The following is a 13301-nucleotide window of genomic DNA, read 5'->3' on the forward strand; positions in this document are numbered from 1 at the left end:
GAGGAAACTGTGAGTGCGCTCATTTTTCTGTGGTCGGTGTGAAACACCGATATGGCTAGGTCCTGCCCAAGAAATGAATTGCTCCTGGTTTCGTAGACAACTCCGAGCGACCGCTCTTGGCCGAGTTCTGCCACTGGAGAAGGGTTCCTGGCAACCCAGAGTTGCCGGTGGACCGCTGCTACCTGTTGAGCCGTGTGCGCGCCCTCTGATCAGCCAACGAAACCAGGGGTGGCTCACCTGCTTAAAGCATGGTCACTAGAGGTCACTAGAGATTTGCATCATTACCCGCAGTTGCCCCAATAACCCCGTGGCCAGATTCGCCGTAGGCGGCTAGATATCTGTAATCGAAATAATGCGATTAGTCCCAACGCTTACTCCATGTCTGGCGAATGTGTGGGTGTAAGGCTCACAATTCATCTCGTTTGTAATTCCATATAAGTAATCCTACAAGCCAGCGGTGTAAAATTTGGCACCAGTGCAATAAATATGTCAGACAGAGTATTAAGTCGCAGCCTGATTAAGTAAGACGGTTAAAGCTTCAGTTAATGCCACTGACGCTTTATTTCCTGCCACTGGATGTCTGACAACCACTTATTTGCCACCGGGAAAAAAATATTCTCCTCAGCATCCATATGATCGTAGTATTTCTTGATAAAGTCATCGATAGTGTCAGCGATTACTCTCGCCTCCTGAGTTGAGTCCTCCAGCATCTTGAGCTGTCCTGCAATGCGCCCAAATGCTTGATGATCTCGCTCGATATCCTTGACCCGTTGGTGGATCGGTGCCTCAGTCGCTAGCAAGGCCCGCCGAATAAGCTCTTCATTTTCATGGTGGTGTTGCTCTGCATCACCATGCAAGGCTTCCAGCAGCTTAAACAACAGCTTGCAGTCATCGGTACTAGCGGATTCATGCCTCAACCTCCCCAGCAATCCTTTGATTTGAGTAATTTTGATAGCCACCTCATGATGATAGGTGTGCAGCTCTTTCAACAAGACGTTCATATAAAATCCTCACCACTACACCAAACCATCACAGAAAAAATATTATTAACCACTAACCTCCAAGGATAGCCGCACATATCAATTTCCATAACTTCTAATACATCCACCCCAAAACACTAGCCCGCGCGTATTTAACATTTTTATTATAGCCTGACACAAAACTCTTGCCCCACTAAATGTGCCGCCTTTGGATGAATTTGAAATATCAAGTGAATGTTTATATACGCTATTTGATTTACTTAAGGCGACGCTAAAAAAAATAGCTAGCTGCCCCCTTGGCACGCCAAGCACTGTCAACCAGCCACCCTATTCGTGTGCCTTGTTACGCGCGATGTAGAAGACCTTCTCCGAACTCAAATACACCGGCAAGAAAAAGCAGACTCACAAAGATCGCTTCCTGGCTGACATTGAACAGCTGGTGTCCTGAGCACAACTGGAGGGGCAAGTGGCGCGGGATCATTGCTTTCGTTGCATGCCGGTGCCGATCGCGCTGTTTTGAATCGCCCCGGGTTTCGTAGGTACATGAGGCCCAGCTGCGACAGATGGAGCGTCTGTGATTGCTTAGGCAAAGCCGACAGGTAGCTTTTGGCCCAGAGTGTGTAAAAACGCTTCGCCAAAATTGCAGTGTGCGCGTCTACGTTAAATCTGAAATTTATCGGCACATCAGCAGATGTGGATTTTGCGTAGACGCGCGATTTCCAGCACGGTTTTGAGTACCTGTCGCGCTGAAAAATGTTTTCACACAGCCTCGACCCATAGCTGCCTATCAGGTTGAATCCTCTTACAGGTATTCGCGACTAGAGTTTGACTGCCAACTATTCTGAAGCAAGATCAGAATTCACCCGTGCAACGTCAGGTATCGAGCGTTACTTCGGCATCAGGGAAACCGGTATGACAAATCCGCAAGATAAAGGCGAATCCGACGCGGATTTAGCTCAGATGGTGATAGGGCTGGGGCCCTGCACTTATCTGTTGCTGCTCTTACTAGGGTTGATCCTTCTGTTTCCCTTTCTTGAGGAGGGTTTGATTGCTCGCATGTTGCTCGGCATTCTGTTTTCGGCCGTGCTGCTCGTGGGCGCTTTCGCCACCCGGCAGACCCGGTCGGGGTTCATCCTCAAACTGTGCCTGGCGTTGCTTGGGATTGGCCTGCAATGGGCGGCCTTGTGGACTGAGAGTATCGCGACTCTTGAACTTGCCGGGATAACCTATGCGGCGTCTCTTGCGGTTTCGTTCAGCGGAGTGCTTCGCTACCTTCTCAAGCGCGGGCCAATTACAGCCGACAAGCTGCATGGCGCGCTTGCGGGCTACATCATGCTGGCCTTCGTTTGGTCCTTCATCTATGCCCTGGTCGAGATTTCCGCCGCTGGCTCATTCGGCCCTGGCAACTTCGATTTCAGACAACCCGGCACTTTCTTCAAACTGATCTATTTCAGCTTCACGACGCTTACGACCACCGGTTACGGGGATGTTATCCCGTTGACCAACCACGCCCGCTCACTGGTGATGGTGGAAGAGTTTTCAGGCGTCTTTTATGTGGGGGTCGTGATAGCGCGGCTTGCCGGTATTTATCCGTCGCATCAGGCCAGGTGACGCCCGATTTGTCTGAGTCATCTCCGGGCATTGGTAAGCAACCAGCATCGGACAAATGTCCCACGAACGCATGGTTGGAACGTAGCGTAAATCCTATGTTTCAAAGCCCTGCGCCGAAGCGATACTGCCAGACCATGCCAACAGCATCGTATTCGCTGCCCGTGCGGGTATGTCCGCCATTGCTCGCATTCAACTTTATCGAATGGTTGCGGTTCAACGGCAGCGTGAGGGTGCATCCGTAGCGGGTGTTTTCCTGAAAGTCGTGGTTACTGACTCCATCGACTGAGCTGCTGCCGCCAGCGAAGTAGGTCGCATCCAGCGAAACCCAGACGCCATTGCTGATGGCGTAGATAAGATGCCCCTGTATCTGGTAAATCGGGTCCTGGGAAAGCACGTGGTCGCCGAGTAACTCGTCATTGTCGGTGAAAAAGGTTCCCGCGCCGGATAATTCCAGGGTCACTTGCCCTACTCGTTTGGAAACCCCGAGTTCAGGCTTGAATGACCAGCGATTGTTGCCGAGATTTATCAGCCTGCTGTCGTCGTATTGGCCGAGTGGCGCCGTGATCGCCAGGCTGGCGCCGATAATTACATCCTGTTGGTAGCTGGGGAACTCAGCCAGGGACATCGCCGGGGCGCCATACAAGTTGACCGAGAAGCGAAATCTTGGATCGATCAACCCAGTGACATTACGCTCCTTGGGTTCACCGGCAAGCAAGGCTGAGCCGGTCAATTTTGCCTCGGGCACGACGATATCGAACTTCCCCGAGCGGCCCCAGACGTCCAGGGATCTGGCAAAGGCAAACACGACCGTCTTGATGTTGAGCTTGGCATCTTCGAGCGGGATCGAGGGGTTGGCCGTCACGTTGCCATGGAGATCGCTGTAGCCTATAAGCAGGAAATTGATACCGACCGGTGTATTGGCGTAGGACCTGGGCTCGAGATCCTCTGCCACTGCACCGGTGGCTAGCATGATGAGCGAAGCGGATGCGAACCGAACCAGACTGACGACGCAGAGATCGTGTTTCATCCACATTCGCTCGCTTCTGTGAGGACCCCGGAGTTCTATGAGTTGTAGCGCATCTGAATTTGTTTGGCACATGCAGCTGCCACCAACACTGCATGGTCGCACTTACAGTTTGATCGGATACTCCTGGCCGTTTTCTGCCCATCGCGAGAGGCAGAAAACGGCCGATTCTGTTGAAAAAGTCGGATTTTCAGATCGCCTGAACCCAGGCACGACCACCACCGGAGAACCTACTCACCACATTGAGTGGTTTTTCGGCCCTTCGGTGACCTTTGCTGCTCTGTTATTGGGTTAATTTGAGGTTTTTTGCTTGGTGCAGGCGCACCTATCCCGTGACTGGTGGCCCTTGAGATGAAAATTTGGCCAGCCGTCGCAGGTTCTGCACCGCAGCGGCCAGCGTGAATTCATCCGTCGCGCCACTCATGCCACGTAGCCGCAGGCGATCCAATTTCAGGATGCGCTTGAGGTGGGCAAACAACATTTCGACCTTTTTACGTTCGTGGCGAGAGCGCTGATATGCCGGCGTTGCTGCAATGCGCCGAGCCACATCGCGAGCGGCTTCATGGACGCTGCGAGCGATCTTGCGGAACGCAGTGTTCGGGCAGCACTTGGCTTTCATCGGACACGTAGCGCAGTCGGTCTGCCGGGATCGGAAGATGATGGTGTTGGCTTTGGTGACGTGTGAACGCTCATTCTTGAAGGCTCGCCATTCGCTGCGCAATGGGTTGCCGGTCGGGCAGCGGTATTCCTCGGCCTCTTCATTCCAGTGGAAATCGTTACTCGAAAAGCTGTCGTTCTTGCGCTCAGTTTTGTCCCACACCGGCACATGTGGCTCGATGTATTTTTCCTCCACCATCCAGGCCAGCATCGGCGCGGTACCGTAAGCGGTGTCGCCAATGAGGCGCTCCGGTTTGATGTCGAACTGCGCTTCGACCCGATCGATCATCGTCTTGGTGCTCTCGACTTCTGCGGTTCGATGAGCCGGTGTGGGTTCCACATCCATGATCACGCCGTGCTCGGTATCGATCAGATAATTCGTGGAATAGGCGAAGAACGCTGGGCCTCCTGGAGCAGCGGTCCAGCGGGCCTGAGGATCCGTCAGCGATAGGCGCTTCGATAGCGTTTCGGCCAGAGCCTCTTCATCGAGGCCTTCAAGGTACTCACGCACGGCGCGAGTGCTCAGGGATGGATCGCTCCAGTTGACCTGTTCATCTCCCGGTACGCCGCGCTGCCGACTCGCATCTGCTTTGATAATGCTGGCGTCCACGGCAAAGCCTTCGCCCTTGACCAGACCGGCGTCCATGCAGCGACGCAGCACTTCATTGAACAACCAGCGAAACAGATCACTGTCCCGAAAACGGCCGTGTCGATTTTTGGAAAACGTCGAGTGATTGGGTACTTCATCTTCAAGGCTCAACCGGCAGAACCAGCGATACGCCAGGTTCAAATGGGCCTCTTCGCACAACCGCCGCTCTGAGCGAATGCCGTAGCAATAGCCCACGATCAGCATGCGAATCATCAGTTCGGGATCAATCGACGGACGCCCAATCGGGCTATAGAAATCGGCGAGGTAATGGCGCAGGTCGCTCAGATCGAGACACCGATCAATGCTGCGCAGAAGGTGATTCGCTGGGATGTGATCTTCAAGGTTGAACGAGTAAAACAGTCGCTCCTGCCCACTCGATAACTGTCCCATCATGCTGTGTGATCCCCCTCCGGCCAATGAAGAGATTTTGCCGGAGGCCAGTCAGGGGAGCTACTTTTTCAACAGAATCGGCCAATAGCAGACCTTCCAGATACCTCATTACCTTGGCGATTACTGGCCGTCAGAGACGGTGAATTTTAATCTGGAGCCCCTCCTGCTCCTCGGGTGTCCGAAAGTAGCTTGTGATCAAATCGAACTCAGCGTCGGTTGCTGCAAATTCATGCTCTGCGCGGCCATTACGAAGATGCAACCGGCCTCGGCAAGTATCATCGTCCACCTCGATGTAGTGGACGCAGTGGGAAACCTCGACTGCGTCAGCCAAGTCGCGCAACCATTGGCGGTCCTCAGGCGTATTGGCAGGAAAATCCAGAACCACGCTTACGCCGGCATTTAGCACATCGGTGACAAGCGGGCCCACAACTTCCCGAATCTGATGCGCAAGCCTCACGTAATCGGCCACTGACTTGATTTGGTCCGGATAGAGCCGTGAGAGCCAATAATCTTCACTAAGCAAAATCGCCAACTGCTCGGCCGCCAGAGACCGAGCCAGCGTTGATTTGCCGGATGCAATTTTGCCAGACATTAAATGAAGTATTGGTTTTGGCACGGGACGTTTCCTTATGTCGAATTCTGATGATGCTTATCGAACAGTGTTGGCGCAACTGCAAGTTATTCAGCGTCAGCTTCGGGTCGACTGCTGCCAGTCGACCACCGAAATTCAACCCTCTCCCTCACTCCTTGTAGCAAATTTTAAGCATCGTCTGTGTAGTGCCTGTTATGGGCACTGTCGCTGCTATGCTTGGGGTTTCTCGAATGGAGTCGACCATGTCAGGTGATTATTCGCTGCCCGATGTCCTGGAAAGAATGTACCACAACCAGCTGGCCCTGGAAGCTGCCCTAATGGAGCTAACGTTGTGGGTCGAACAGCGTGGTTCCGCAGAAGTGGGAGGTAACGTTCGAGGGGCGCTGGAGCGCGATTGGTGAAAACGCGGGACATATCAAACAAGGCTTGGCACGGCTTAGAAGTACGGGTTTAAGGTAATAGTCTCAGCGAGTTCTAGGATGGATTCACAACATAAACATCGCTGATCGGCGTGGTTTTTGAATATTTTTGGAGTATTAAAAATTGAAAGGAATGATTAGCCTGGTCGACTTCATAAAAGAGGTAAAACAAGAACTTCGTGCTGCTGTTGATACTGAAGATCCATTTTTTGAAATGGGAGAAGTAGAACTAGAGATTACCTTCGCGTTGGACGCATCAGCAAAGGCTGGGCTGAAGCTGGTCGTAGCTGATTTTGGTGGGGAGACTAAAGCAACGCAGCCCCATAAGGTGAAGGTGAAGCTTCATCCCTTTGTGGAGGTCGAAGAAGTAGTTTCTAAAGTGACAATTAAACCCAATAAAGGCCGGACAAGCACCGTATCAGGGCGTCACGCCGGGCAAATGCATATCGCCGTGGGTCGAGAGGGTTCTGGAGACACAAAATCGAAAAAGTCGCCAACTGCCAACAAAGGCGACGCAATGGTGTTGCGGAAATCCTCCCCCCGTGCCGGCTAGAGAATACCGCTATTGGAATAGGGATTCGAACCCCTTCTCGCGTCCCCATAGACCGCTTCAGGCCACAAAACACGGTACTTTCGTCAATTGCTCATGGCCTCCTATAGTCTATGGCGGCCCTGAATCTGCCCTAATTTTGCCCTAAACCTTTTATTACTGCCGCTGCTATGCTGGGGATTTCTCAAAAGGAATCGGCACTATGACAAGCGATTATTCACTGTCGGATGTACTGGAAAGGCTGTACGAAAACCAGGAGGCTTTAGAGACGGCCCTTATGGAATTGACTCTGCAGGTTGAGGAGCAAGGAGCACGGGAAGTGGGTGGAAATGTCCGTGGAGCCTTGGAGACGATGAGAGAGAACGCCGGTCATATCAAACAAGGCCTAGCTCGATTGAAGAAATTGGACATCGGATAATCGATTACAAACCAAAGGCCTGCCGACATTCATACCGAAGTGAATTCGGAAAAACTCCGACTGAGGATTCAGTCGGAGTTCTGGGCCTACTATCCAACTAAATCAAGGCCGACCATAAACAGCAAAGTTCAGATTGGTCGAGCTCTTGCCGGCTGGGAAGAGACCTCTAAGGTTGTTCATCGAGACATTACGGATGTTGAACGACTCAAAGTGAATCCATCCAGTTGCGTACAGAATCATGGAAAGCCAATTCCTCCCGCTGCATTGTCTGCTCTCTTCAATTCGGAAAGATGTTATTCCCGCTATGCTGAGGGAGGACTAGGCGCATCCTCTGGGCTAGGGCTGGGATTATTCATAGCGGCTCAGATTGTAGAGGGCCAGCCGATCCTTCAGGCCGTTGAGTCCACCATTGATTTGGCGGGTGATCGCATTGAATTCATCCCGATCCGCCAAGGCGTTCAGCTCGCGCACCCACCAGAACCACGCCGCCGACTCGGCCGCCCATTGCGGCAGCTCGAGCAGTTCCGGGGTGCGCAGCAATCGCTCGTCGCCGAACAAGGCCAGGTGCAGCGCAGGTAATTGTTCCGGCCGGTCACCTGGATCAAGCCGCGACCGCGATAACGCTGGCCATCCCTATCCGGTTCCGGGGTGTTGCCCAGCTTCACCGCCAGACTGCCGGTATCGTACTTGCCCAGGTACTGATCGCCGCCCAGTTCGCGGATGTATTGCAACTGACCCGACTCGTGACCGACCTGGGCCAAGAACGCGGCCTGCCGCTGCGGCGTATTGAAGCGCTCAGCGATCCAGCGCCTGACCACGGTGTTTGGTACGGCGGTGAAAGACGGGCTGATCACCCGCAACCCGGTTGAGTCCATCGAACTGCCGGCGAAAGGCAAGAAGCCAATCGACCCCTTCACGGTCGACGAGGCGAATAAGATCATCGATCACCTATATAAGACGCTGACCCATTCGATGCGCATCTACGCGGCGTACTTCGAGTTCGCCTTCTATACCGGCATGCGCCCGAGTGAAATGGCAGCGCTGCGCTGGGAGGAGGTCGACAAGGAGAAGCGCCTGGTCAACGTGTGTCGGATCGTCGCGGACTACAAGATCGAGGAGCGGACCAAAACCCGCAATATCCGCCAGGTCATGCTCAACAGTCGCGCTTTGCATGCCATAGAACAAGCCGAGCGCATGGCCAAGCAACGCACACAGCAGAGCCGTCGCAAGCAGGCGAAGTCGCCGTTTGTGTTCCCGCCGACCAAGAACTTCGAGTTCATCCAGCAGTCGAGTGTGACCGACAAACACTTCCAGGCGGCGCTGACCGATTTGAAGCTTCGCGCCCGCCGGCAATACAACTGCCGACACACATACGCTACCATGTGCCTCATGGCGGGGATGAACCCTGCGTTTATTGCCACTCAGCTCGGTCATAGCGTTCAGATGCTGCTATCGACCTACGCCCGATGGATAAACTCCAGCACCGACTGGGGTGAACTCGGGAAGCTCGAAAACAGCTGGATTGGTACAAAATTGGTACAGGCAGAAACAGTACCCCTCTGAAACCCTTATGGAATCAGCCCCTGTGACACTGGAACAGAATTACACCGAGATTCTCGGCCAATTGGGCGAGGACGCCTCCCGCGAGGGCCTGCTCGACACGCCAAAACGTGCCGCCAAAGCCATGCAGTACCTTTGCCGCGGTTATGAACAGACACTGGAAGAGGTCACCAACGGTGCCTTGTTCAGTTCCGACAACAGCGAGATGGTGCTGGTCAAGGACATCGAGCTTTACTCGTTGTGCGAGCACCACATGCTGCCGTTCATCGGCAAAGCCCATGTCGCCTATATCCCGAGCGGCAAGGTTCTGGGGCTGTCGAAAGTCGCGCGTATCGTTGATATGTACGCCCGCCGCCTGCAGATCCAGGAAAACCTCAGCCGCCAGATCGCCGACGCGGTCCAGCAAGTCACCGGCGCGCTGGGCGTTGCGGTGGTGATCGAGGCCAAGCACATGTGCATGATGATGCGCGGTGTGGAGAAACAGAATTCGACGATGATCACCTCGGTGATGCTCGGCGAGTTCCGCGAAAACGCGGCCACCCGCAGCGAGTTTCTCAGCCTGATCAAGTAACTCGCAGCACGAAGAAAACCGGCACTGATCGCCGGTTTTTTTTCGCCTGCGAAAAATCAGGTAAGCTGCGCGCCTTCTGTTTGCCCTGTGAGGCTTATCCCGTGTTCGTTAAAGCGCTTCGTATCGGCCTCGGCCAACTGATCATCTTCATCGACTTCATCACTCGTCCAGGCAAGAAGCAGCGTCCCGCCGCCGCTCAGGCTCAGGTCGAAACGGCCGCCAAGGATCTGACCCTGTATCAGTTCCACGCCTGCCCGTTCTGCGTGAAAACCCGCCGCACCCTGCGCCGCCTGAACGTTCCGGTGGCGTTGCGCGATGCGAAGAACAACGAACAGGATCGCCAGGCTCTGCTGGAGCAAGGTGGCAAGATCAAGGTGCCGTGCCTGCGCATCGAAGAGAATGGCCAGACCACCTGGATGTATGAGTCCAAGGTAATCATTGATTATCTGGATAAGCGGTTTGCGGCTGCCTGATGGTGTGGTGTTGCTGATGGCCTCTTCGCGGGCAAGTCGGATCGCCGCACCGCTCGCTCCTACGGATTGGGGGTGTGTGCGAATGGTCACCTCGCCCCTAATGTAGGAGCGAGCGGTGCGGCGATCCGACTTGCCCGCGAAGGCGTCGGCACAAGCCCAACAAATCCCAGACAAAAATAAACCGGCCGATTGGCCGGTTTGTTGTTTATACCCTCCCCTCAGGCCGCTTCTGCTGCCTGGACCTGACGCACCACCGTCGCCAATCGCCCTTCGTCCAGCCGTGCCGGGTCGATGTGGCTGAAGTTCAGCCGCAGATGGCCGGGGTTCTTGTCCGGCTCTGGGAAAAACGGTTCGCCCGGCATAAACGCCACACCCGCCGCCAGCGCGGCCTTGAGCAGCGTGCAGCCACGCTCCCACAGGGGAATGCGCTCACCTGTAGGAGTGAGGCCTGCCCGCGAAGGCGTCCTTTCTGGCGATATATCCCAATCAACAAACTTTTCGTCTACAAAATCAAAAACATTATTTGCTTTATTTGTATACAAAAGCATAATTCGCTTCGTGCGAGTTATTGACCAACAAGTCAACAAATTCGCAAGCACCTCAAAGGGTCGCTGCCACCCTCATGGGTCCGGCCCTGGAAATAACAATAAAACTCTTGAGGAGTACTCGCTGTGGAAAGCCGCAAATCCGAAGCCTCGACGCTGGAACTCTCGCCGCCATTACGCAATGGCTGGCTGGAGCGCATCTTCAAACTCAGCTTGCATGGCACCACGGTGAAGACCGAGCTGATCGCCGGTCTGACAACCTTCATCACCATGGCCTACATCATCTTCGTCAACCCGAACATCATGGCGGATGCCGGCATCGATCATGGGGCGGCGTTCGTCGCCACCTGCATCGCCGCCGCGCTGGGTTGCCTGTTGATGGGTCTGTACGCCAACTGGCCGGTTGGCCTGGCGCCGGGCATGGGCCTGAACGCGTTCTTCACTTACACCGTGGTCGGCACCATGGGCTACAACTGGGAAACCGCACTCGGTGCGGTGTTCGTCTCCGGTGTGTTGTTCATGATTCTGACCTTCTCACGGATCCGCGAATGGCTGCTCAATAGCATTCCAGTGAGCCTGCGCTTCGCCATGGGGGCCGGCGTAGGTTTGTTCCTCGGACTGATCGGGTTGAAAACCGCCGGTATCGTCGTCGATAGCCCGGCTACGCTGATCAAGCTCGGCTCCCTGCGCGAACCTGGCCCATTGCTGGCAGCCATCTGCTTCCTGATGATTGCGGTGCTCAGCTACCACAAAGTGTTCGGCGCGATTCTCATCAGCATCATCACCGTGACTCTGGCTGGTTGGGGTTTGGGCCTGGTGCATTACGAAGGAATTATGTCAGCGCCGCCGAGCCTGGCTCCGACCTGGATGGCCATGAACGTCGCCGGCGTGTTCAACGTCAGCATGATCAGCGTGGTTCTGGCGTTCCTCTTCGTGCACATGTTCGATACCGCCGGCACCTTGATGGGCGTGGCCCAGCGCGCCAATCTGGTGAACCCCGACGGCAAAATCGAAAACCTTTCCCGCGCCATGAAAGCCGACAGTGCATCCAGCGTATTCGGTGCAATGGTCGGTGTTCCGCCAGTCACCAGCTACGTGGAAAGTGCCGCTGGCGTCGCAGCGGGTGGTCGGACTGGTCTTACCGCTGTGACCGTAGGTGTGCTATTTATTGCCGCGATGTTTTTCGCACCGCTGGCTGGCATGATCCCCGCTTATGCAACAGCCGGTGCGCTGATTTATGTGGCGATGCTGATGATGGGCGGCATGGCTCATATCGAATGGGACGAAGCGACCGACAGCATTCCGGCGATCGTTACCGCGATCATGATGCCGCTGACCTTCTCGGTCGCCGACGGCATCGCGCTGGGCTTCATCACCTACGTGGCGCTGAAGGCCGGCACCGGCAAGTACAAGGAAATTTCCGTCAGCCTGTGGGTGCTGTGCGCGATCTTCATCGCCAAGTTCATTTTCTTGTAAGCCGTACACGTTTCAAAAACAGTGTTTCAAAACAGCCTCACCCCGTCGGGTGGGGCTTTTGCATATAGGGAGGAAAGTGATGAGTCTGGAAACCTGGCTGCTGTTCAGTGGCGCTGCGCTGGTGGTGATCCTGATCCCGGGGCCACTGTCTTTGCTGATGATCAGCAACAGTCTGAATTACGGTTTGCGCCGTTCTTACCCGGCGTTTCTCGGCGGTGTGATCGCATCGATTTGCCTGCTCAGTGCTTCGGCTTTGGGTCTGGGCGCCTTGTTGCTGGCGTCGGAACAGCTGTTCAGCGCCCTGAAAATCGTCGGCGCGCTGTACCTGTTCTACCTCGCCTGGCAGAGCTGGCAGCAATCGCGTCAGCCATCCCAGAGTGCCGAAGTGCCCCAGGCTGCACCGGTGCCGCGCTTTCGCGCACTGTTCGGGCGCGCATTCATGCTCGGCGCGAGTAATCCGAAAGATATTTTGTTCTTTGCCGCTTTCCTGCCGCAGTTTTTGAGTGCCGAGCAACCGTTCCTGCCGCAGTTGCTGGTAATGATCGTGACCTGGACTGTACTGGATCTGCTGTGCAAATTGGCTTATGGGCTGGGGGCTCATGGCGCTGCGCGGTATTTGCGCAGCGGCAAGGGGCAGAGTTGGTTTAACCGGGTGAGTGCGGGGTTGTTTAGTGGGGCTGGTGCGGCGTCGTTGTTGAGCCGCTGAGGGCAAAAGATCGCAGCCTCGTTGCACTCGACAGCTCCTACAGGGGTGAATGCGTTTCCATGGAGCTGCCGAAGGTTCGGGCCGCGTTCGGACGATCTTTTGACTTTCCATCAGGCAAAAAAAAGCCCGCAGTGTGAGCGGGCGAAAGACCAAAGAAGCTATGCGCAGGATTCTTGGGGGGAAAGTCCTAGCTTCCTCTGTAGGTCGAATAGCTATACGGCGAAATCAACAACGGCACATGGTAGTGATCCTGTTCCGCGGAGATGCCAAACCGCAGCACCACCACATCCAGGAACGCGGGCTCAGGCAGCTGAACCCCACGGGCGCGGTAGTAATCGCCCGCATGAAACTGAAGCTGATAAACCCCGGACCGATAGTCATCGCCTTGCAGCAGCGGCGAATCGACACGACCGTCGCTGTTGGTCATCGCAGTGGCGACCCATTCCAGCTGCGAACCTTCAACGCGGTACAACTCGATTTTGATCGAACTGCCCGGGCAACCGTGTGCAGCGTCCAAAACGTGTGTAGTCAAACGTCCCATTGATTCTGCGCGCCTGCCTGCGTGGAGCAGTCAGGCCTCGCGCCTCCCGAAGTCAGTTGAAAAGGAGACCGCACCGTTTCCGAGCACGAAAAGCTGCGGCGAGCGATTGATTAAGACATTTTTCATAAAAATTGTACAC

At 54.9% G+C, this 13301-nt stretch carries 13 protein-coding genes and 3 pseudogenes; 9 read left to right on the top strand and 7 right to left on the bottom strand.

Going from position 1 to position 13301, the window contains the following annotated elements:
* Positions 1-542 precede the first annotated feature (542 nt).
* Entirely contained in the window at positions 543-1001 is a 459-nt protein-coding gene (locus tag LOY56_RS17585) for a hemerythrin domain-containing protein (protein ID WP_258616016.1), read from the bottom strand.
* Positions 1002-1892: 891 nt separating this feature from the next.
* Here LOY56_RS17585 and LOY56_RS17590 point away from each other — a divergent pair.
* On the top strand, positions 1893-2591 hold the full coding sequence (locus LOY56_RS17590) for a potassium channel family protein (RefSeq protein ID WP_258622742.1): 699 nt from the start codon (positions 1893-1895) through the stop codon (positions 2589-2591).
* Positions 2592-2691: 100 nt separating this feature from the next.
* Here LOY56_RS17590 and LOY56_RS17595 read toward each other — a convergent pair whose 3' ends face one another.
* From LOY56_RS17595 to LOY56_RS17605, 3 genes are all read right to left on the bottom strand, one after another.
* Positions 2692-3618, bottom strand: a complete 927-nt coding sequence (locus tag LOY56_RS17595; protein ID WP_258616017.1) for a transporter — start codon at positions 3616-3618, stop codon at positions 2692-2694.
* A 322-nt stretch (positions 3619-3940) separates the two neighbouring features.
* Positions 3941-5314 (bottom strand): transposase, encoded by a 1374-nt coding sequence (locus tag LOY56_RS17600; protein ID WP_258615697.1) that lies wholly within the window; start codon positions 5312-5314, stop codon positions 3941-3943.
* 127 nt (positions 5315-5441) lie between these two features.
* On the bottom strand, positions 5442-5927 hold the full coding sequence (locus tag LOY56_RS17605; RefSeq protein WP_258616018.1) for an ATP-binding protein: 486 nt from the start codon (positions 5925-5927) through the stop codon (positions 5442-5444).
* A gap of 218 nt (positions 5928-6145) precedes the next feature.
* On the opposite strand from LOY56_RS17605, the pseudogene LOY56_RS17610 reads away from it, so the two are divergent.
* From LOY56_RS17610 to LOY56_RS17620, 3 genes and pseudogenes are all read left to right on the top strand, one after another.
* Positions 6146-6362: pseudogene (locus LOY56_RS17610) on the top strand (hypothetical protein).
* A gap of 93 nt (positions 6363-6455) precedes the next feature.
* On the top strand, positions 6456-6875 hold the full coding sequence (locus tag LOY56_RS17615; protein ID WP_258622743.1) for a trypco2 family protein: 420 nt from the start codon (positions 6456-6458) through the stop codon (positions 6873-6875).
* Between the two features lie 199 nt (positions 6876-7074).
* Positions 7075-7290: a hypothetical protein gene (locus LOY56_RS17620; protein ID WP_258616022.1), complete on the top strand. Its 216-nt coding sequence runs from the start codon at positions 7075-7077 to the stop codon at positions 7288-7290.
* Positions 7291-7638: 348 nt separating this feature from the next.
* Here LOY56_RS17620 and LOY56_RS17625 read toward each other — a convergent pair.
* A pseudogene (locus tag LOY56_RS17625) lies at positions 7639-8081 on the bottom strand (glycoside hydrolase family 19 protein); the annotation flags it as partial.
* Between LOY56_RS17625 and LOY56_RS17630 the strand changes: the two are divergent.
* The 3 genes from LOY56_RS17630 to LOY56_RS17640 all read left to right on the top strand — a co-directional run bounded on the left by LOY56_RS17630 (position 8077) and on the right by LOY56_RS17640 (position 9894).
* The gene (locus LOY56_RS17630; RefSeq protein WP_258616023.1) at positions 8077-8853 is read left to right on the top strand and encodes a site-specific integrase; all 777 of its coding nucleotides are present in this window, start codon (positions 8077-8079) and stop codon (positions 8851-8853) included. The pseudogene LOY56_RS17625 and the gene LOY56_RS17630 overlap by 5 nt on opposite strands.
* A gap of 22 nt (positions 8854-8875) precedes the next feature.
* Positions 8876-9421 carry a GTP cyclohydrolase I FolE gene (gene folE, locus LOY56_RS17635; protein WP_123496264.1) on the top strand — a complete coding sequence of 182 codons (546 nt, stop codon included), beginning with the start codon at positions 8876-8878 and terminating at the stop codon, positions 9419-9421.
* 101 nt (positions 9422-9522) lie between these two features.
* On the top strand, positions 9523-9894 hold the full coding sequence (locus LOY56_RS17640; RefSeq protein ID WP_048394407.1) for a glutathione S-transferase N-terminal domain-containing protein: 372 nt from the start codon (positions 9523-9525) through the stop codon (positions 9892-9894).
* A 218-nt stretch (positions 9895-10112) separates the two neighbouring features.
* Here LOY56_RS17640 and LOY56_RS17645 read toward each other — a convergent pair.
* Positions 10113-10295, bottom strand: a pseudogene (locus tag LOY56_RS17645) (PLP-dependent aminotransferase family protein); the annotation flags it as partial.
* A gap of 270 nt (positions 10296-10565) precedes the next feature.
* On the opposite strand from LOY56_RS17645, the gene LOY56_RS17650 reads away from it, so the two are divergent.
* Positions 10566-11915: an NCS2 family permease gene (locus tag LOY56_RS17650; protein WP_408980343.1), complete on the top strand. Its 1350-nt coding sequence runs from the start codon at positions 10566-10568 to the stop codon at positions 11913-11915.
* A 79-nt stretch (positions 11916-11994) separates the two neighbouring features.
* Entirely contained in the window at positions 11995-12621 is a 627-nt protein-coding gene (locus tag LOY56_RS17655; RefSeq protein ID WP_095051883.1) for a LysE family translocator, read from the top strand.
* Positions 12622-12808: 187 nt separating this feature from the next.
* Here LOY56_RS17655 and uraH read toward each other — a convergent pair whose 3' ends face one another.
* On the bottom strand, positions 12809-13162 hold the full coding sequence (gene uraH / locus LOY56_RS17660; RefSeq protein ID WP_258616032.1) for a hydroxyisourate hydrolase: 354 nt from the start codon (positions 13160-13162) through the stop codon (positions 12809-12811).
* Between the last annotated feature and the right edge of the window lie 139 nt (positions 13163-13301).

The organism is Pseudomonas sp. B21-048 (assembly GCF_024748615.1).
In the GTDB taxonomy this organism is placed as follows: domain Bacteria; phylum Pseudomonadota; class Gammaproteobacteria; order Pseudomonadales; family Pseudomonadaceae; genus Aquipseudomonas.